The sequence below is a fragment of the Verticiella alkaliphila genome (assembly GCF_018904615.1).
GTDB classification, from domain to species: Bacteria; Pseudomonadota; Gammaproteobacteria; order Burkholderiales; family Burkholderiaceae_B; genus Verticiella; species Verticiella alkaliphila.
The window spans coordinates 75,212-94,810 of sequence record NZ_JADCNH010000001.1 but is presented as its reverse complement, the minus strand read 5'-3'; the positions used below and the strand labels follow the sequence as shown (position 1 = coordinate 94,810).

19 protein-coding genes and 1 pseudogene are annotated in these 19,599 nt (G+C 66.0%); 16 read left to right on the top strand and 4 right to left on the bottom strand.

Annotated elements, in window-relative coordinates; genetic code table 11:
• The first annotated feature begins 83 nt into the window (after positions 1-83).
• The 9 genes and pseudogenes from uvrB (at position 84) to fdx (ending at position 8,272) form a co-directional block, all read left to right on the top strand.
• The gene (uvrB, locus tag IMZ29_RS00500; RefSeq protein ID WP_216179138.1) at positions 84-2,141 is read left to right on the top strand and encodes an excinuclease ABC subunit UvrB; all 2,058 of its coding nucleotides are present in this window, start codon (positions 84-86) and stop codon (positions 2,139-2,141) included.
• A 209-nt stretch (positions 2,142-2,350) separates the two neighbouring features.
• Positions 2,351-2,842 carry a low molecular weight protein-tyrosine-phosphatase gene (locus IMZ29_RS00495; protein ID WP_216179569.1) on the top strand — a complete coding sequence of 164 codons (492 nt, stop codon included), beginning with the start codon at positions 2,351-2,353 and terminating at the stop codon, positions 2,840-2,842.
• A gap of 118 nt (positions 2,843-2,960) precedes the next feature.
• Positions 2,961-3,473 (top strand): Fe-S cluster assembly transcription factor, encoded by a 513-nt coding sequence (locus tag IMZ29_RS00490; protein WP_216179136.1) that lies wholly within the window; start codon positions 2,961-2,963, stop codon positions 3,471-3,473.
• A gap of 43 nt (positions 3,474-3,516) precedes the next feature.
• Positions 3,517-4,728 (top strand): IscS subfamily cysteine desulfurase, encoded by a 1,212-nt coding sequence (locus IMZ29_RS00485; RefSeq protein WP_216179134.1) that lies wholly within the window; start codon positions 3,517-3,519, stop codon positions 4,726-4,728.
• 10 nt (positions 4,729-4,738) lie between these two features.
• Positions 4,739-5,121 (top strand): annotated as a pseudogene (iscU, locus tag IMZ29_RS00480) (Fe-S cluster assembly scaffold IscU).
• Positions 5,122-5,134: 13 nt separating this feature from the next.
• The gene (gene iscA, locus IMZ29_RS00475) at positions 5,135-5,458 is read left to right on the top strand and encodes an iron-sulfur cluster assembly protein IscA (protein ID WP_216179131.1); all 324 of its coding nucleotides are present in this window, start codon (positions 5,135-5,137) and stop codon (positions 5,456-5,458) included.
• 2 nt (positions 5,459-5,460) lie between these two features.
• Positions 5,461-6,000 (top strand): Fe-S protein assembly co-chaperone HscB, encoded by a 540-nt coding sequence (gene hscB, locus IMZ29_RS00470; protein ID WP_216179129.1) that lies wholly within the window; start codon positions 5,461-5,463, stop codon positions 5,998-6,000.
• 68 nt (positions 6,001-6,068) lie between these two features.
• Entirely contained in the window at positions 6,069-7,931 is a 1,863-nt protein-coding gene (gene hscA, locus IMZ29_RS00465) for a Fe-S protein assembly chaperone HscA (RefSeq protein WP_216179127.1), read from the top strand.
• Positions 7,931-8,272: an ISC system 2Fe-2S type ferredoxin gene (gene fdx, locus IMZ29_RS00460; protein ID WP_216179125.1), complete on the top strand. Its 342-nt coding sequence runs from the start codon at positions 7,931-7,933 to the stop codon at positions 8,270-8,272. The genes hscA and fdx overlap by 1 nt, the downstream gene beginning before the upstream one ends.
• Positions 8,273-8,353: 81 nt before the next feature.
• Here the strand turns inward: fdx and IMZ29_RS00455 are convergent, their stop codons facing one another.
• Complete coding sequence (locus IMZ29_RS00455) at positions 8,354-8,812, bottom strand: Lrp/AsnC family transcriptional regulator (protein ID WP_216179123.1); 459 nt, start codon at positions 8,810-8,812, stop codon at positions 8,354-8,356.
• 103 nt (positions 8,813-8,915) lie between these two features.
• Between IMZ29_RS00455 and IMZ29_RS23020 the strand changes: the two genes are divergently transcribed.
• Together IMZ29_RS23020 and ilvB are read left to right on the top strand one after the other, a co-directional pair.
• The gene (locus IMZ29_RS23020; protein ID WP_256445136.1) at positions 8,916-9,038 is read left to right on the top strand and encodes a hypothetical protein; all 123 of its coding nucleotides are present in this window, start codon (positions 8,916-8,918) and stop codon (positions 9,036-9,038) included.
• 11 nt (positions 9,039-9,049) lie between these two features.
• Complete coding sequence (ilvB, locus tag IMZ29_RS00450; RefSeq protein WP_371820051.1) at positions 9,050-10,849, top strand: biosynthetic-type acetolactate synthase large subunit; 1,800 nt, start codon at positions 9,050-9,052, stop codon at positions 10,847-10,849.
• Positions 10,850-10,887: 38 nt separating this feature from the next.
• Here ilvB and IMZ29_RS00445 read toward each other — a convergent pair whose 3' ends face one another.
• From IMZ29_RS00445 to IMZ29_RS00435, 3 genes are all read right to left on the bottom strand, one after another.
• Entirely contained in the window at positions 10,888-12,138 is a 1,251-nt protein-coding gene (locus tag IMZ29_RS00445; protein ID WP_216179121.1) for a CaiB/BaiF CoA transferase family protein, read from the bottom strand.
• A 13-nt stretch (positions 12,139-12,151) separates the two neighbouring features.
• Positions 12,152-13,066, bottom strand: coding sequence for an SDR family NAD(P)-dependent oxidoreductase (locus tag IMZ29_RS00440; RefSeq protein WP_216179119.1), 915 nt, complete (start codon positions 13,064-13,066; stop codon positions 12,152-12,154).
• A gap of 71 nt (positions 13,067-13,137) precedes the next feature.
• Positions 13,138-13,566, bottom strand: coding sequence for a PaaI family thioesterase (locus IMZ29_RS00435; protein ID WP_216179117.1), 429 nt, complete (start codon positions 13,564-13,566; stop codon positions 13,138-13,140).
• 147 nt (positions 13,567-13,713) lie between these two features.
• On the opposite strand from IMZ29_RS00435, the gene IMZ29_RS00430 reads away from it, so the two are divergent.
• The 5 genes from IMZ29_RS00430 to IMZ29_RS00410 all read left to right on the top strand — a co-directional run bounded on the left by IMZ29_RS00430 (position 13,714) and on the right by IMZ29_RS00410 (position 19,587).
• The gene (locus IMZ29_RS00430) at positions 13,714-14,634 is read left to right on the top strand and encodes a LysR family transcriptional regulator (protein ID WP_216179115.1); all 921 of its coding nucleotides are present in this window, start codon (positions 13,714-13,716) and stop codon (positions 14,632-14,634) included.
• Positions 14,635-14,746: 112 nt separating this feature from the next.
• Positions 14,747-15,910, top strand: coding sequence for an acyl-CoA dehydrogenase family protein (locus IMZ29_RS00425; RefSeq protein ID WP_216179113.1), 1,164 nt, complete (start codon positions 14,747-14,749; stop codon positions 15,908-15,910).
• A 16-nt stretch (positions 15,911-15,926) separates the two neighbouring features.
• Entirely contained in the window at positions 15,927-17,312 is a 1,386-nt protein-coding gene (locus tag IMZ29_RS00420) for an MmgE/PrpD family protein (protein WP_216179111.1), read from the top strand.
• Positions 17,313-17,441: 129 nt separating this feature from the next.
• Positions 17,442-18,440 carry a Bug family tripartite tricarboxylate transporter substrate binding protein gene (locus tag IMZ29_RS00415; protein ID WP_253206619.1) on the top strand — a complete coding sequence of 333 codons (999 nt, stop codon included), beginning with the start codon at positions 17,442-17,444 and terminating at the stop codon, positions 18,438-18,440.
• A 112-nt stretch (positions 18,441-18,552) separates the two neighbouring features.
• On the top strand, positions 18,553-19,587 hold the full coding sequence (locus tag IMZ29_RS00410; RefSeq protein WP_216179109.1) for an SRPBCC family protein: 1,035 nt from the start codon (positions 18,553-18,555) through the stop codon (positions 19,585-19,587).
• Positions 19,588-19,599: the final 12 nt, after the last annotated feature.

Below are 19,599 nucleotides of genomic sequence, written 5' to 3'. Positions count from 1 at the left end.
GATGTAAGACGCAAAGAACTGGCTTGATATACAGCAGTTTCGGCGCGAAAATGGCCGGTTGCGTCTCAATCGAAGAGTCTAGCATGTCCGATTCCGGCTTCGTTCGTTACCCGGACAGCCCGTTCCAGCTCTACCAGCCTTACCCGCCCGCAGGCGACCAGCCGCGGGCCATTGAGGGCCTCGTGCAGGGTGTGCGCGATGGTCTCATGTACCAGACCCTCCTGGGCGTGACGGGCTCCGGCAAGACCTACACCATGGCTAACACCATCGCCCAGCTCGGGCGCCCGGCCCTGGTCATTGCGCCCAACAAGACACTCGCCGCGCAGCTCTATTCGGAGATGCGCGAGTTCTTCCCGCGCAATGCGGTCGAGTATTTCGTCTCCTATTACGACTACTACCAGCCCGAGGCCTACGTGCCCTCGCGCGATCTCTTCATCGAGAAGGATTCCTCGGTCAACGAGCACATCGAACAGATGCGCCTCTCGGCCACCAAGAGTCTGCTCGAGCGCCGCGACACGGTCATCGTGGCCACGGTGTCGTGCATCTACGGTATCGGTAATCCGAACGATTACCACGCCATGGTGATGACGCTGCGCACAGGGGACAACCTCGGCCAGCGCGATATCTTGAAGCGGCTCGTGGCCATGCAGTACACCCGCAACGACGTGGATTTCACGCGCGGCAGTTTCCGCGTGCGCGGCGAGACCATCGACATCTTCCCGGCCGAGCACGCCGAGCTCGCGGTGCGCGTGAGTCTCTTCGACGACGAGATCGAGACCCTCGAGCTCTTCGACCCGCTCACGGGGCGCGTGCGTCAGAAGATCCCACGATTCACGGTCTATCCTGGCTCGCACTACGTGACGCCACGCGAGACGGTGATGCGCGCCATCGAGAACATCAAGGACGAGCTGCGTGACCGGCTCAAGGTGTTCTACGACGAAGGCAAGCTCGTGGAGGCCCAGCGCCTGGAGCAGCGCACGCGCTTCGACCTGGAGATGCTCCAGGAGCTCGGCTTCTGCAAGGGAATCGAGAACTACAGCCGGCATCTTTCAGGCGCCCGCCCGGGGGATCCGCCGCCCACGCTCGTCGATTACCTGCCGCAGGATGCGTTGATGTTCATCGACGAGAGCCACGTCACCATCGGCCAGCTGGGCGGCATGTACAAGGGCGATCACGCGCGCAAGTTCAACCTGGTCAACTACGGTTTCCGGTTGCCCTCTGCGCTCGACAATCGTCCGTTGCGGCTGGATGAATTCGAGACCCGCATGCGGCAATGCGTGTTCGTGTCTGCCACGCCGGCCGCGTACGAGAAGGAGCATGCGGACCAGGTCGTCGAACAGGTGGTGCGGCCTACGGGGCTCGTGGACCCGATCGTGGAAGTGCGGCCGGCGAGCACGCAGATCGACGACGTGCTGGGCGAGATCCACACGCGCGTGCAGTTGCAGGAGCGCGTGCTCATCACGACGCTCACCAAGCGCATGGCCGAGGACCTGACCGAATACCTGACCGAGAATGGCGTGAAGGTGCGCTATCTGCACTCGGACATCGATACCGTGGAGCGGGTCGAGATCATTCGCGACTTGCGCATGGGCGTGTTCGACGTGCTAGTGGGCATCAACCTGCTGCGGGAAGGCCTGGATATCCCGGAAGTGTCGCTGGTCGCCATTCTGGATGCGGACAAGGAAGGTTTCCTGCGGTCCGAGCGCAGTCTCATCCAGACCATCGGCCGGGCCGCGCGCAATCTGAATGGGCGGGCCATCCTGTACGCCGACCAGATGACCGATTCAATGCATCGCGCGCTGGACGAAACCGGGCGCCGCCGCGAAAAGCAGATGGCGTTCAACACCGAGAACGGCATCGTGCCGGCCGGGGTGCGCAAGGAAATCCGCGATCTCATCGACGGTGTGGTGGCAGGCGACGACATGGTCACTGCGGTGGCAGAGCCGCAGGCGGGCACGATGAGCGAGAAGCAGTTGGCTCGCGAGATCAAGCGCCTGGAGAAAGCCATGCTCGAGCATGCACGCAATCTGGAGTTCGAACAGGCTGCCCGCTTGCGCGATCAGCTTGGCCAGCTCAAGCAGCAGGCGTTTGGCGCGGCGGGTGGTGCGGCCATCGAAGGGGTCACGTCGAATGCACCATGATGGTGCGATCCGGGAGCCGCAAGTTCTTGGTTTTGGGGTGATTCGGAGTGCATTACTGCCACTCGCCGCGGGTTGGCAACAGTGTGTTGTCGCTCGCGGTCGAACCGTTCTGGATGGGCCTTTTGGACAGGTTCTGTTGCATGCTCGAAACCGGTCTGGCCTATAAAAAAGGCTTGAAATATATCGGGTTTTCCCTCACACTTTGCACCATGATGACCAAGGTTCTTTTCGTAAGTATGGGCAATGTCTGCCGCTCCCCGAGCGCGCAGATGGCGTTCCAGCATATGGCTGACGAGGCCGGGTTGACCGATTTGGTGCGTGTCGAGTCCGCCGGCACTCACGCGTTCCATATTGGTGAAAGCGCCGATGCTCGCGCACTGGCCGCTGCACGAAAACGGGGCCTGGATATTTCCGCGCACACTGCTCGTCAGGTGCGGCCGGAAGATTTCCACGACTTCGACCTCATCCTCGCCATGGACTGGGACAACCTCGCTGCACTCCAGCAGCAGTGCCCGAAAGCCTATCAGCACAAGCTGATGCTGCTCATGCGCTTTGCCAATGAATACGAAGAGGCCACGGTGCCGGATCCGTATTATGGCGGGCCGGAGGGCTTCAATAAGGCGCTCGACTATGTCGGCGACGCCTGCCAGGGCGTGCTGGAGCTGGTGCGCAAGCGTGCCACGCAGTATCAGGCTGCCTGATCGCTCCTGCCACTGAGTATCGATATCGCGCCCAAGGGCGCGATGTTTTTGCCCGTATTCCCTAGTGATTTGGTCGGGTTCCTGGTATACTTGACTAAATTGTTGGGGATTTCTCACCATGCGGCTAACGACAAAAGGCAGGTTCGCGGTCACCGCCATGATCGATCTGGCGCTGCGTCAGCACAGCGGCCCGGTGACGTTGTCAGCGATCAGCGAACGGCAGAACATTTCCCTCTCGTATCTCGAGCAGCTCTTCGGCAAGTTGCGCCGTCACGAACTCGTGGACAGCGTGCGCGGGCCGGGCGGGGGTTATTCGCTCGCCCGGCTGGCCCGTGAAGTCACGGTGGCAGACATCATCTTCGCCGTGGACGAGCCCCTGGATGCCACGGATTGTGGTGGCAAGAAGGACTGCACTCGCGGTACGGATGGCTTGCGTGGCAAGTGCATGACGCACGAGTTGTGGTCCACGCTCAATCGCAAGATGCTGGAATACCTGGATTCCGTGTCCCTGCAGGATCTGGCCGATCAGCAGCGCATGCGCGAGCTCGAGGAGGCCACCAAGGCCCGCTCGGTCCGCATGACGCAGCGCACCGGCCCTGCTGCCACGCCGGCGTCGCCTCTACCGTGTTGAGCGGTCAAGGGCGTTTCACAGAATTGCATTCGTTGAGGACGGTATGAGCACCAAACCGATTTATTTCGATTACTCCGCGACCACGCCCGTCGATCCGCGCGTGGCGGAGAAGATGATTCCCTGGCTCGTCGAGCGTTACGGTAATCCGGCCTCGCGCAGCCACGCGATCGGCTGGGAAGCCGAAGAGGCCGTCGAGGCTGCGCGCGCCGAGGTGGCCGCGCTGGTCAATGCCGATCCTCGCGAAATCATCTGGACGTCCGGCGCCACGGAATCGGACAACCTCGCCATCAAGGGCGCGGCGCACTTCTATGCCGAGCGCGGCAAGCACATCATCACGGTCAAGACCGAGCACAAGGCCGTGCTCGACACCTGTCGCGAACTCGAGCGCCAGGGCTTCGAGGTCACCTACCTGGATGTGCAGGAGAACGGCCTCATCGACATCGAGGTGTTCAAGAAGGCACTGCGCCCGGACACCATCCTCGTGTCGGTGATGTCGGTGAACAACGAGATTGGCGTCATTCAGGACATCGACCAGATTGGCGAGATCTGCCGCGACAAGGGCATCATCTTCCACGTGGATGCTGCGCAGGCCACGGGCAAGATCGCCATCGACCTGCAAACGCAGAAGGTCGATCTCATGTCCTTCTCGGCCCACAAGACGTACGGCCCGAAGGGGATCGGTGCCTTGTACGTGCGCCGCAAGCCGCGCGTGCGCATCGAGGCGCAGATGCACGGTGGCGGCCACGAGCGTGGTTTCCGTTCGGGCACGCTGGCGCCGCATCAGATCGTCGGCATGGGTGAGGCCTTCCGTCTGGCCCGTGTGGAGATGACCACCGAGAACGAGCGCGTGCGCATGCTGCGCGATCGTCTCTGGAACGGCGTGTCGGACATGCAAGAGGTCTACCTCAATGGCGACATCGAGCGCCGCGTCCCGCACAACCTGAACGTCAGCTTCAACTACGTCGAAGGTGAATCGCTCATCATGGGCATCAAGGAGCTCGCGGTGTCCAGCGGCTCGGCCTGCACCTCGGCGAGTCTGGAGCCGTCCTACGTGTTGCGCGCCCTGGGCCGCAACGACGAACTCGCCCATAGCTCGATCCGCTTCAGCATGGGCCGTTTCACCACCGAAGCGCACATCGACTTCGCGATCGACCTCATCAAGCAGCGCATCGCCAAGCTGCGGGACATGTCCCCGCTCTGGGAAATGGCGCAAGAGGGCATCGATCTGAACACGGTGCAGTGGGCTGCACACTAAGGAGAACACCATGGCATACAGCGACAAGGTCATCGATCACTACGAAAATCCGCGCAATGTCGGCGGCTTCGCCAAGGACGAATCCGGCGTTGGCACCGGCATGGTCGGCGCGCGGCCTGCGGCGACGTCATGAAGCTGCAGATCAAGGTCGGCGCTGGCGGCGTCATCGAGGATGCCCGCTTCAAGACGTATGGCTGTGGCTCGGCCATTGCCTCGAGCTCGCTCATCACCGAGTGGGTCAAGGGCAAGACGCTCGACGAGGCGCTGCACATCCGCAACACGGACATCGCGCAGGAGCTCGCGCTGCCGCCTGTGAAGATCCACTGCTCGATCCTGGCCGAGGACGCCATCAAGGCTGCGGTCGAGGATTACCGCAACAAGAACGCCGAGTAAGGCAGGGGGAGCCATGTCCATTGCTTTGACCGAGAACGCCGCGCGCCACGTCGAGCGCTACCTGCAGAAGCGGGGCAAAGGCATCGGGCTGCGCCTGGGCGTGCGGACCACCGGCTGCTCGGGCCTGGCCTACAAGCTGGAGTTCGTCGACGATGCCGACGCGACGGACAGCATGTTCGAGAGCCACGGCGTGAAGGTGTATATCGATCCGAAAAGCTTGCCGTATCTGGCGGGCATGGAGCTCGATTACACGCGGGAAGGGTTGAATGAGGGCTTTCGCTTTCACAATCCCAACGAGAAGGCGCAGTGCGGCTGCGGCGAGTCCTTCACCGTTTGATCGTGCGCCAGGATTCCGCTTCGGGGCGAGACCTCGATCATTTCGCGCTGCTGGGGTTGCCCCGGCGGTTTCAGGTGGATGCCGCGCGGCTCGACGCCGCCTGGCGCGAGCTGCAGGCGAAAGTCCATCCGGATCGCTTCGCCACGGCGTCGGACGCCGAGCGGCGCGTGGCCATGCAGTGGGCGTCTCGGGTGAACGAGGCCTACCGCACGCTGAAGTCGCCGCTCGCGCGGGCGCGCTATCTGTGCGAGTTGCATGGGTCGCCCATCCAGGCCGAGAGCAACACCGCGATGGCGCCGGCTTTCCTCATGCAGCAGATGCAGTGGCACGAGGCGCTGGATGACGCGCGCAGCGCAGGCACGGCGGACGCGTTCGACAGCTTGCACCGCGACATCCAGGCTGCGCGCGCCGAGGTCCTGTCCGCGGTGGCGGGCCTTCTGGACGCGGATCCGCCTGATGCGGCCGCGGCCGTGGGGCGCATCCGGGAATGGATGTTCCTCGAACGACTCGCGGATCAGGTAGACGACGCCGCTTCCGACTAGAACTCACGACCGGGTGGGCGCCGCCGGCCACGCGCAACGACGGGGCAGGGCCCCACCCGAGGACTGTTATGGCTTTACTGCAGATTTCCGAGCCCGGCATGGCGCCGGCACCCCACCAGCGGCGTCTGGCGGTGGGGATCGACCTGGGTACAACCCACTCGCTCGTGGCTGCCGTGCGCAGCGGCGCGGCCGAGGTGCTGGCTGACGAGAGCGGGGCGGTGTTGCTGCCCTCGGCCGTGCGTTATCGCGCCGGTGGCGCGGTGGACATCGGTGCGCCGGCGCTCGCTGCACAGCGCGAAGATCCGCTCAATACCATCGTGTCGGTGAAGCGCTTCATGGGTCGCAGCGCGGCCGATGCCCGCACCGAGGGCACGCCGTATCGTTTCGTGCAGGCGCCCGGCATGCTGCGCATTGCCACGGATCACGGCGAGATCAGCCCCGTGGAAGTCTCCGCGCAGATCCTGGCCAAGCTGCGCCAGCGTGCGGAGGATGTGCTGGGTGACGATCTCGTCGGTGCCGTGATCACGGTGCCCGCGTACTTCGACGACACGCAACGCCAGGCCACCAAGGACGCCGCGCGTCTGGCAGGCCTGAACGTGCTGCGCCTGCTCAACGAGCCGACGGCCGCGGCGATCGCCTATGGCCTGGACCATGGTGTGGAAGGCGTCTACGCCGTCTACGACCTGGGCGGCGGCACCTTCGACATTTCGATCCTGCGTCTGTCCAAGGGCGTGTTCGAAGTCATCGCCACCGGTGGGGACACGGCATTGGGCGGGGATGATCTGGATGACGTCCTGACCAATGACCTCATCGCAAGGCATGCGCTGGGCACGCTCTCGCCGCGCGCGCTGCGCTCGCTGCAGGTGGCGGTGCGCGCGGCGCGTGAGCAGCTGTCCAGCGTCGAATCGGCGGCGCTGCACGCCACGCTCGACGATGGCCGCGAGCTGAATGACACGCTCACCCGCGCTGCCTTCGAGGCACTTGCCGAGCCGCTGATCCGTCGTACGCTGCAGACGGTGCGCCGCACGCTGCGCGACGCGGATCTGGCGGCGGATGCCGTGGCAGGCGTGGTGATGGTGGGCGGAGCCACGCGCACGCCGGCCGTGCGCCGTGCCGTGGGCGAACTCTTCGGCCGCGAACCGCTGATCGACCTCGATCCGGACCAGGTCGTGGCGCTGGGCGCGGCGATGCAGGCCAATCTGCTCGCTGGCAATGGCGCACCAGGCGAAGACTGGCTGCTGCTCGACGTAATCCCGCTGTCCCTGGGTCTGGAAACCATGGGCGGGCTGGTCGAGCGCGTCATCGATCGCAACACGACGATTCCCGTGGCGCGTGCCCAGGAGTTCACCACCTTCAAGGATGGCCAGACGGCCATGGCGATTCACGTGGTGCAGGGCGAGCGCGAGTTGGTTGACGACTGCCGCTCGCTCGCGCGCTTCGAGCTGCGCGGTATTCCGCCCATGGTGGCGGGCGCTGCGCGCATTCGCGTCACGTTCCAGGTGGATGCCGATGGCGTGCTGGCGGTGACGGCCACCGAAGAGAGCACGGGCGTGCAGGCCAACATCAGCGTCAAGCCTTCCTACGGTCTGACCGACGATGAGGTGGCCACCATGCTGCAAGACGGCATGAACCGCGCGGACGACGACATGCGGGCGCGCGCGCTGCGCGAGCAGCAGGTCGAGGCCCGCCGTCTCGATGAAGCCGTGGCAGCTGCGCTGGCGGCCGACGGCGATCTGCTGGACGAGGCCGAGCGTGCTGCACTGGACGCCGAACGCGAATCCTTGCGGGCCAAGGCCGCGGGCGACGACACGCAGGCCATCCGCGAGGCCATCGCGGCCTTGTCCCAGGCCACTGACACCTTTGCTGCGCGCCGCATGGACCGCAGCATCCGGGCCGCATTGACCGGCCGCAAACTCGACGAACTGGCCTGATGCCTAAGATCACGATTCTCCCGCACCCCGACGTCTGTCCCGAGGGCAAGACCATTGATGACGCGCCCCAGGGCGTGTCTATCTGCCGTGTCATGCTGGATCACGGTGTGAACATCGAGCACGCCTGCGAGCTCTCGTGCGCGTGCACCACCTGCCACGTCGTCGTGCGCCAGGGCTTCTCCTCGCTGGACGAGGCCACTGACGACGAGGAAGACCTCCTGGATCGTGCCTGGGGCCTCACGTCCACCTCGCGCCTGTCATGCCAGGCCAAGATCGCCGGCACCGATCTCACCATCGAGATCCCGCGCTACACGATCAACCACGCGAAAGAAAACCACTGAGGCGGGGCAAGCCCCCCGGGCGCAACGCGCGGGGGCATACGGTGCGCGGCCGCGACGCGGTTTGCGCACGGCGTGCGGGCATCAGGCGAGCGGCAGACGCGCCTGTTTCAGCCGCCGCAGCACGAATGACGACTTGCTGTGCCGGATGCCGGGAATGCGATAGAGCTTCTCGCGCAGCAGTCGCTCGTAATCGCGCGTGTCGCGCACGGCGATCCGGATGTAGTAGTCATAGTCGCCCGACACCAACAAGGCCTCCAGCACCTCCGGGATCTCCGCGAGGGCGCGGCCGAACTCGTACAGCGTTTCCTCGCTGTGGCTCTCCAGCGTGACGTGGACGATGACGGTGTCCTGATAGCCCAGCGCCTCGGGATCCACATCGATGGTGTAGCCCCGGATCACACCGGCGGCCTCCATGCGCTTGATGCGATTCCAGCACGGGGTGGACGACAGCCCGACGGCTGCGCCGATGTCCGCCAGACTGGCGCGCCCATCCTTTTGCAACGCGGCCAGAATGGCGAGGTCGAACTTGTCTAGGGTCATTTTTCTTCACTTGTGGAAGTTCGAGGAATGATATTCCTCTAAAGCGTCGTTTGCCCAGGAAATAAGACAGAAATTCTCCATGCCTGTGCGTAGAATTTTCGTCATGAATCCCTCTTTCTCCGGCGCGCTCTCCAATCGTCTGGCCGGCGACGATGCCCTGACCTGTGCCACAGCGACTGATGACGCGTCCCTGCAATCGGCGCCCGTCTTCTGCTGGATGCGCTGATCGCGCGCGGCGTGGATACCGTGTTCGGCTATCCCGGCGGCGCGGTGTTGCCGCTCTACGATGCCTTGTTCGACGAGCCTCGCCTGCGCCACGTCCTCGTGCGTCACGAGCAGGCGGCCGTGCACGCCGCGCAGGGGTATGCACGCTCCACGGGCCGGACGGGGGTCGTCTTCGTGACCTCGGGGCCGGGCATGGCGAACACGACCTCCGGGTTGCTCGACGCCTTGTGCGACTCCATTCCGGTGCTGTGCGTGAGCGGGCAGGTGGCCACCACGGCCATCGGGACGGATGCCTTCCAGGAGTGTGATGCCCTGGGGATCTCGCGGCCCGTGACCAAGGGGAATGTGCAGCTGCGTCGCGCAGAGGACGTGTTGGCGGTCGTTACCGCGGCCTTTGACCTGACGCAGCAAGGGCGTCCGGGCCCCGTGCTCGTCGATGTCCCGAAGGACGTGCAGGCCGCCGTGGTCTCCACCTCGGCCCCACAGAGCGCGATGCCCGACGCTGCGACGGCCGGCGGGCCGAACGCTGGGGCTCGCGCTGACATTGACGGTGATCGTCGGCCTGCAGACGGCGCGGCGAGTGATGCCATGCGCAGTCTCCTGGCCTCCTTGACCAAGCCTGCCTCACGGCCGACCGGCATGCTGCGGGCGGCGAGTACGGATGTCTTTGCTGCTGCCGATCTGATTGCCGCTGCCCGGCGACCTGTGTTCTACGGTGGTGGCGGGCTCATCAATGCCGGCGACGCCGCGTGCGCCGCGTTCACGGCGCTGGTGCGCGCCACCAGCGCGCCGTGCACGTTGACCCTGATGGGGCTGGGCGCGTTCCCGGCATCGGATCCGCTGTTCCTGGGGATGCTGGGCATGCATGGCACCCTGCAAGCCAACCTCGCGATGCATCGGGCGGACTTGGTCGTGTGCGTGGGGGCTCGGTTCGACGATCGCATCACGGGCCGAGTGGATGGCTTCTGTCCGGATGCCCGCATCGTGCACCTGGACGTGGACCCTGGTTCGATCGGCAAGGTGGTGTCCACGGATGTGGGCCTCGTCGGCGATTGCGCAGAGACGGTCGTGGCGTTGCACGCTGCGCTGGCGCATCGTCATGGTCGCCTGGCGTCGGGCCGGCTGGACGCCTGGTGGACGCAGATCGCGCGCTGGCGCGCCGAGCGCTGCCTGGACTTCACCGCGGCGACCGACGCCATCCTGCCGCAGCACCTGATGCAGACGCTGGATGCGCACTTGGCGGGGCGGGACGCGGTGGTCTCTACCGACGTCGGGCAGCACCAGATGTGGGCCGCGCAGTATCTTGGCTTTGATGTGCCGCGCCGATGGTTGACCTCGGGCGGCGCGGGCACCATGGGCTACGGCCTGCCTGCGGCCATCGGGGCACAGGTCGCCCATCCGGACAAGACCGTGGTGTGCGTGAGTGGCGATGCCTCCGTGCTCATGAACATCCAGGAGCTCGCCACGGCGCGCCAGCACGACACCCCGGTCAAGGTGGTGTTGTGCAACAACGGCCACATGGGCATGGTGCGGCAGTGGCAGGACCTGAATCACGGCGGGCGCCGCAGCCATAGCTACAACGAGGCCCTGCCGGATTTCGTGGCGCTGGCCAAGGCTTTCGGCTGGGGCGCGGCCCGCGTCGAGGATCCGTCGGCGCTGGATGCCGCGCTCGCGGCCTGTCTAGCCTGGGAGGGACCGTTCTTCCTGGACGTGAGGGTGACCGCCCAGGAGAACTGCTTTCCGATGATGCCGGCGGGCGGCACGCACGACCGCATCCTGCTGGCGCAGGACAGGTGGTACGCGCAAGACTAGGCACAGGCCGCGTCAGCGCTGACGCGGCCCGAAGGGCCTCAGGCGTCGGACGAGGTACCGCCTTGCTGCGACGCCATCAAGGCCTGGATGCGCGCGTCATCCCAGCCCAGCACGCGCGAGAGCACGTCCTGGGTGTCTGCGCCCAACAGGGGCGGGGCCTTGCGGTATTGCACCGGGGTCTCGGAGAACCGGATCGGGTTGGCCGTGGTGGGCGCGGTACCCGCGGTGGGGTGGGGCACCGTGCGCCAGATCTCGCGGGCCTTGACCTGCGGGTCGGCAAACACCTGGTCCAGCGTATTGATCGGACCGCATGGCACGCCGACGCTCTCGAGCCTGGCGAGCCAGTCGTCACGCTTGCCTTCGCGCATGATGCCGGTGAGGATTTCGATCAGCGCGACGCGGTTGGTGATCCGGGCGCGATTGGTGGCGTAATCCGGATCGGTGCCCAGCTCGGGGCGGCCGATGGCCGCGGCGTACGCGCGGAACTGGCTGTCGTTGCCCACGGCAACGATGAGGTGCCCGTCGGCCGCCTGGAACACCTGGTAGGGCACGACGTTCTGGTGGGCGTTGCCCGCGCGTTGTGGGGCCACGCCGGACGTCATGTAGTTCAGGTTCTGGTTGGCCAGCATGGCCACGTGGGTATCGAGCAGGGCCAGGTCGATGTGTTGGCCCAGTCCGCTGCGCTGGCGTTCCTGCAGCGCGGCCAGGATGCCCACGGTGGCATACATGCCGGTGAAGAGATCCGTCACGGCCACGCCGGCCTTCTGGGGGCCGGCACCGGGCAGGCCGTCACGTTCGCCCGTGATGCTCATCAGGCCGCCCATGCCCTGGATCATGAAGTCGTAGCCCGGACGCTTGGCGTAGGGGCCGGTCTGGCCGAAGCCGGTGATCGAGCAGTAGATCAGGCGCGGATTGAGTTCGCGCACCGAGGCGTAATCCAGGCCGTAGCGGGCAAGCCCGCCGACCTTGAAGTTCTCGACGAGAACGTCGCACTGCTTGACGAGCTCACGCACGGCCGCAGCGCCTTCCGGCGTGGCGATGTCCAGCGTGACCGAGCTCTTGTTGCGATTGGTGCTGAGGTAATACGCCGCCTCGGACGTCTCGCGGCCTTCGGCATCGCGCAGGTAGGGCGGGCCCCAACCGCGCGTGTCGTCGCCCGCGCCAGGCCGCTCGATCTTGATCACCTCGGCGCCGAGATCGGCCAAGGTCTGGGTGCACCAGGGGCCCGCGAGGACGCGGGTGAGGTCCAGGATGCGGGTACCGGTGAGCGGGCTGGAGCGTTCGGTCATAGGATGGCAGTGGTCAGATGGGATCCCAGGCGATCACGTCGCCCGAGCGTTCAAGGGGGAAGAAGCTGTTGCGCATCGCGGGGATGGCAATTTCGGCCACGGATTCCGGCGTCCAGCCTTCGCTCTGGTGCACGGAGCGCACCGGGCGCGGCTGCGAGAACAGCATGATCTCGTTGGCCCGCACGGCGAAGATCTGGGCATTGACTTCCTTGGCCTGGTCGCTTGCCAGGTAGACCGCCAGCGGAGCGATCTTGCCGGCTTCCATCTTCTGCAGGCGCAGCACGCGGGCCTTCTCCTCCGGCGTCTCTGCGGGGATCGAGCTCGTCATGCGGCTCCAGGCGAAGGGCGCGATGCAGTTCGAGCGCACATTGTAGCGGGCCATGTCCAGGGCGATGGACTTGGACAGCCCGACGATGCCCAGCTTGGCCGCCGAGTAGTTGGCCTGGCCAAAGTTGCCGATGAGGCCGGAGGTGGAGGTCATGTGCACGAAGGCGCCGGCTTCCTGGTCACGGAAGTGGTTGGCGGCAGCGCGGCTCACGTGAAAGCTGCCGAAGAGGTGGACTTCGAGCACCTGGCTCCATTCCTCTTCGCTCATCTTGTGGAACATGCGGTCGCGCAGATTGCCCGCGTTGTTCACGACGGCGTCGATGCGGCCGAACGTGTCCAGGGCGCATTGCACGATCTGGTTGGCGCTCGCGGCACCGGCCACGCTGTCGGTATTGGCCACGGCTTCGCCGCCCGCGGCGCGGATCTCGTCGACCACGCGCTGGGCGGGGCCTTGATCGCCACCCTTGCCGTCCAGGCCCACGCCCAGGTCATTGACGATGACCTTGGCGCCCGCGGCCGCCATGCCCAGGGCCACGCCGCGGCCAATGCCGCCGCCTGCGCCCGTCACGATCACTACCTTGCCTTGCACCATGCCACTCATTGCTATCTCCTGTGTCCTCAGTGGGTCGGGAAGGCCGCCTCGACACGTGCCGGGGCGGCCGAATTGTTCTGTCAGTCCGTCTTGCGCGCGATCAGTTTGAACGTGGCACGGGCCACGGCGAGCACGCGAGTATCGTCCGCGCGGCGGATGGTGCCCTCGCAGAAGGCGATGGAGCGACCACGGCGCAGGCACCGCGCCTCGATCACGACGTCGCCGGTGACGGCGTCCATGAAGTGCGTGGACATCTCGATCGTCATCACACCCGTGGTGTGGGGGGCGTGCGAGCGCGCGGCCGCGCTCAGCGTGAAATCGAAGACCGACATCACCGTGCCGCCGTGCATGTCGCCACGACTGTTCGTGAGCTCGGGGCGCAGGGTGAGCCGCGTGCGGCTGTAGTCCTCGTCGATCACCTCGGGCTGCAGGCCGAGATACTGCATGAACGGCACGGAAATGCCAAAGTAGTCAATCGGGTCGGCAATGTGGGCGTTCTGGGGAGCCATCGAGAATCCTGGGGGAGCGACCGCGGCGCGGCGCGAAGCGCCGCCATTGTAGGAGGGGCCGCAGGCCGGCCAAGCGAAACATGATAGATTTCCTCGGCAGGCCCGGGAAGTCCGGTTTGGTGAAGGGATGCTTTGGCGCGGTGAAACATGCGGTATGACCTGACGGATCTCCGTCTCTTTCTGAACGTGGGCGACACGTTGAATCTCACGCGGGCCGCGGAGAAGAGCTTTCTGTCGCTGCCGGCGGCGAGCACGCGCATCAAGCAGATGGAGGACGCCTTCCAGACCCCGCTGCTCATTCGCCAGGTCAAGGGGGTGAGTCTCACCCCGGCAGGCGAATCCCTGCTCACGCATGCGCGCGAGGTGTTCCATCGCCTGGAGTGCATGCATGCCGATCTCTCGCCGTATGCAAGCGGCGTCAAGGGGCGTTTGCGGGTGCTGGCCAACACCACGTCGACGAATTCCTTCCTGCCCGAGGCACTGTCGAGCTTTCTGGCTGAGCACGCCAAGGTGGACGTGGAGCTCGAGGAGCGCCTGTCGCGCGACATCGTGTCCATGCTGAGCTCGGGCAGCGCGGATCTGGGGATCGTGGCCGGCAACGTCGCCACCGAAGGCCTGGAGGTGATGCCACTCTATACCGACGAGCTCGTCGTGATCGCCTCGGTGAATCACCCCATGCACGAGTTCAAGCGCATCCGTTTCGCGGACCTGCTGGACAACTACCGTTTCGTGGGCATCAGCCAGGCGAGCGCGATTCAGTCCTTCCTGGATCACATCGCCCACGGCATCGGCAAACGCATCAGCCTGCGCATCCAGGTCGGCAGTTTCGATGCGGTGTGCCGCATGGTCGAGGCCAACGCCGGCATCGCCATCGTGCCCGTCACGTGCGCGCAGCGCTACTCCAACCAGAAGGCCTTGCGCATCATCCGGCTGGAAGACGACTGGGCCTTGCGCGAGATCCGGCTGTGCCGGCGCCCCGGCGGCGACCTGCCACGCTTCGCGCAGGACTTCATCCAGCATCTGGTGCAGGCGGCCACGCGTCAGCGCGCACAACGGCGCGTGAAGTAGGGCGCCGGCTTTCCAAATCGGCTAATCCTCTCTTCGGCAAAAGTGAACAGGGCAGGGCAGGTGCGCGGGCCATAATGGCCACGTCTCATTCACCCGCCTGCATTGCGCTGCCATGACGCCTACCCAAGATCATCTGTATCCCGATATCCGCGCCGCCCTGCGCGACCTCTGCGGGGGCTTCGACTCGGCCTACTGGCAGGAGATCGAGGAGCAGAACGCCTTCCCCGAGGCCTTCGTCAATGCGCTGACCTCGGCGGGGTGGCTCTCGGCCCTGATTCCGGAAACCTACGGCGGCGCGGGCCTGCCCCTGGTGGCGGCCTCGGTGATCATGGAAGAGATCAATCGCAACGGCGGCAATTCCGGTGCGTGCCATGGCCAGATGTACATCATGGGCTGCCTGCTGCGCCACGGCTCGGATGAGCAGAAGCAGCGCTACCTGCCCGGCATCGCCTCGGGTGAACTGCGCATGCAGTCCATGGCCGTGACCGAGCCCACGACCGGCACCGACACCACCAAGTTGAAGACCACGGCTGAGCGTCGCGGCGACAAGTACGTCGTCAACGGCCAGAAGGTGTGGATCTCGCGCGTGCAGCACTCCGATCTCATGCTGCTGCTGGCTCGCACCACGCCGCTGTCGGAGGTCAAGCGCAAGTCTGAGGGCCTGTCGGTCTTCATCGTGGACCTGCGCGAAGCCATCGGCCACGGCCTGACGGTGCGCCCGATCCGCAACATGGTCAATCACGAGACCAACGAGCTCTTCTTCGACAACCTCGAGATCCCCGCCGCCAACCTGATCGGCGAGGAAGGCAAAGGCTTGAAGTACATCCTGGACGGGCTCAACGCTGAGCGCATCCTGATCGCCGCCGAGTGCGTCGGCGACGGCTACTGGTTCACCGAGCGCGCGCGCCAGTATGCGAGCGAACGCCGTGTGTTCGATCGCCCCATCGGCCAGAACCAGGGCGTGCAGTTCCCGATCGCCAAGGCATTCATCAACGTCGAGGCGGCGAGCCTCATGCGCATGAAAGCCGCGGAGCTCTTCGACGCCGGAGAGGCGTGCGGCGCGCAGGCGAACATGGCCAAGCTGCTCGCGGCCGACGCGTCCTGGGAAGCCGCCAACGCATGTCTGCAGACGCACGGTGGCTTTGGCTTTGCTGCCGAATACGACATCGAGCGCAAGTTCCGCGAGACCCGTCTCTACCAAGTGGCGCCGATCTCCACCAACCTCATCCTGTCGTACGTGTCCGAGCACGTGCTCGGCATGCCCCGTTCGTTCTGATCCGGCTGGAGACCCCGTGAGCGATTCCCCCACCCAGGCCCTGTGCCGATTTCTCGCCGAGTTCCAGCTGTCTGACGTGCCCGCGCCCGTCGTGGAGCGCACCAAGGACTTGTTCGTCGACTGGTTCGGCTCGGCTTTGGCCGGCAAGGGAACCAAGCCGGTGGCCAGCATCGAGCGCTTCGCGCTGGCCCAGGGGCCCGAGCACGGGCCATCGCAGATCCTCGGCAGCCGCCGCTACACGACGCCGTACTTCGCGGCCATGGTGAACGCTGCGGCGTCCCACGTCGTCGAGCAGGACGACGTGCACAACGGTTCGGTGTTTCACCCTGCGGCCGTGATCTTCCCGGCGGTGCTGGCCGTGGCGCAGGCCGAGGGCCATGACGGGGCGGCTGTGCTCACGGCCTCGATCGCCGGCTACGAGGCCGGGATCCGGATCGGCGAATTCCTGGGTCGTTCCCACTACAAGATCTTCCACACGACAGCGACCGTGGGCACGCTTGCCGTGGCCGTGGCGATCGGCAAGCTCTGGAAGTTCGATGCCGAGCGCATGGCCCAGGCGCTGGGCTCGGCGGGGACGCAGGCCGCCGGTCTGTGGGAATTCCTGCGCGACGCCGCCGATTCCAAGCAGCTGCACACGGCCAAGGCTGCGTCCGACGGCATGATGGCGGCCTGGCTCGCACGCGACGGCTTCACGGGTGCGCGCGACATCCTGTGCGGCCCGCAAGGCCTGGCGGCCGGCATGTCCACAGACGCGGATCCGAGCCGTCTCACCGACGGCCTGGGCACGCGCTGGGCCACAGCCGAGACGTCCTTCAAGTACTTCGCTTCGTGCCGCCATACGCACCCCGCTGCCGACGCGTTGAAGGTGTTGATGGCCCGTGAGAGCCTGGCGGCGGCCGACGTCGAGGCCGTGACGGCCCACGTGCACCAAGGCGCCATCGACGTGCTGGGCCCGGTGGTGTCGCCACAGACGGTCCATCAAGCCAAGTTCTCCATGGGCACCGTGCTCGGCCTGGTCGCTGTGCATGGTCACGCTGGCCTCACCGAGTTCGATGCGCACGGTCTGACGGATGCCCGCGTCTCGGATTTCCGCGAGCGCGTGGTCATGGTGCTCGATGCCGAGATCGATGCGGCCTATCCCCGCCAGTGGATCGGGCGGGTCACCGTACGCACGCGCGACGGCCGCACGCTCGAGGCGCGCGTGGACGTGCCCAAGGGCGACCCGGACAACACCCTCAGCCGTGAGGAGATCGAGGCCAAGGCGATCGCGCTGGCGCGCTACAGCGACAGCGCGTCGGAAGACGAGATGCGCGCGGTCTTCGCGCGCGCCTGGCACCTGGAACGAGAGCCCCACGTGAATCAGTGGCTGGGCGGCGAACGCCGGCGCCACGTCCGGGTCTGACACGCCCGCCCGTCCTTGAGGCGGGGAAGCACCAATTTGCGCATTGCGCCGGTACGCCGACACACGATTGGCGGCCCCGCCTTGCGAAGCGCCGGCATCCGCCGGCGCAGCCTGGAGGAAGGAGACAGCATGTACACCCGTTTCAACCTGAGCCTGCGTGCCCTGGGCGCCTGCGCCGCGTTTGGTATTGTCAGTACATTCGCCATGCCGGCCGTGGCGGCCGATGCCGGCAACTATCCTGACAAGCCCATCCGCATCGTCGTGCCGTTCCCGGCAGGCGGCGGCACGGACACCATGGCGCGCCTGGTGGGCAAGGGCCTGCAGGATGCCTGGGGCCAGAACGTCATCGTCGACAACGTGGCGGGTGCCTCGGGACAGATCGGGGCGGGGCAGGTCGCGCGGGCAGCGCCGGACGGCTACACCGTCATGGTCAGCATCACGTCGCTCATCCAGCAGATCCCGCTCTACAAGAATCTGCCGTACGACGTCTTCAAGGATTTCCAGCCCGTGTCGGTGCTGGCCTATTCGTCTGACCTGCTGATGGTGCCGGCGAGCTCGCCGATCCAGAGCGTCGAGCAGCTCATGGCCAAGGCCAAGGCTGAGCCGGGACGTCTGTCGATCGGCTCGTATGGCACAGGCACCTCGTCGCACCTGCACGTGGAGCTGCTCAAGCTGCTGGGGGGCATCCAGGCCATCCACGTGCCGTATAAGGGCGCCGCGCCCGAAGTCGTCGATCTCATGGGCGGGCAGCTCGATGCGGCTTTCGTCGACGTGACCTCCGCGAGCCCGCACCTGAATTCCGGCAAGGTGCGCGTGCTGGCCGTCACCGGTGGCAGCCGTGTGTCGGTGGCGCCCGATGCCCCCACGCTCAAGGAGCTCGGCTACGAAGGCTTCGACGCCAATGGCTGGTTCGCCACTTTCGTGCCCAAGGGCACGCCGCAGCCCATCGTCGAGAAACTCTCGGCCGAGATCAACAAGATCATCAAGACGCCCGAGTTCGCCGAGAAGCTCAAGGCCCTGAGCCTGCGCGCAGGGGGCACCACGCCAGGGCAGATGAATGACGTCATGACCCGGGACGCCAAGGGCTGGGCCTCGATCGTGGAACGCGCGAAGGTCAGCATCGAGTAAAGCCTCGCTGCCAGCGCTGCCGCGGTCGTGGCACGGTAGCGCCACGGGGTATGCCCGCAGCAGCGCTATCATCATGGCTCGCGCCGTGATGGCGGCATGAGGTGCAGGAGCGATGACAGGAGTCGAGCGGCAGGCATGGTGGCGGCGTCCCGGCGCACGCACGTTCGGTGCGATGGCGGCGGGCGTGCCGCTCGGCGTGGGCGTGGCGTTGCTGCTCTACGCGGTGTTCGCCGGTCTCACGCCGCTCGCACACGAATTCGTGTCCGGCATGGGCATCTTCGGCATGCCCTTCTTCATGGGCGCTGCCACGCTGTGCCTGAGCACGCCGTCTCAGCAGGCCACCGTGAGCTACCGGATCCTGGCGCCCTGGGCGACGGTGATGATTCTGTACGTGGTGCTGGCCGCCATCGCAATCGAGACCGTGATCTGCCTCATCATGCTTGCGCCGCCGGCCATGGCCCTGGCCAGCGCGGGTGGGGTCACCGCCGGCTTCATCCTCACGCGCTGGCGCAGCCGGCGCGCGCGAGGCACCACGCTGGCCTCGGTCGTGATGCTCCCGCTGTTACTCGGCCCGCTCGAGCCTTCCCTGGTCCCGGTCAAGCAGGAGATCGTGACGATTTCGGATCGCATCGTGGTGGCGGCCTCGGCCGATGACGTCTGGCGCACGCTTCTTCAGGTGCCGGACATCCGCGACGAGGAGCTCGAGCGCAGCTTCTCTCACGCGATCGGCCTGCCCAAACCGCGCGCGGCCCTGATGACGGGCAGCGGGGTGGGGGCCGTGCGGGATCTGTACTGGGACGACGGCGTGCACTTTCGCGAACGCATCACGAGCTGGCAGCCCGGCAAGCTGCTGGCCTACGATGTGGACGTGTCGCCGGCGCGTGAGGCACTGCGTCGGCTCGACACCCACGTCGTGATCGGCGACCGGTACTTCAACGTCGAGAATGGCCGCTACGAGCTGCTCGCGCTGGACGACGGGCGCACGCAGCTCACGCTGCGTACCACGTACCGCATCAGTACTCGTGTCAACGGCTACGGCAAATTCTGGGCGGATCGCACCCTGCATGACTTCCATCGCGTGGTGCTGGCGCTGGTGCGGGATCGCGCCGAGACGCCGCTCGGCACATCGGTGGCGCTCGGGCAGTGAGCGCCCGCCCTG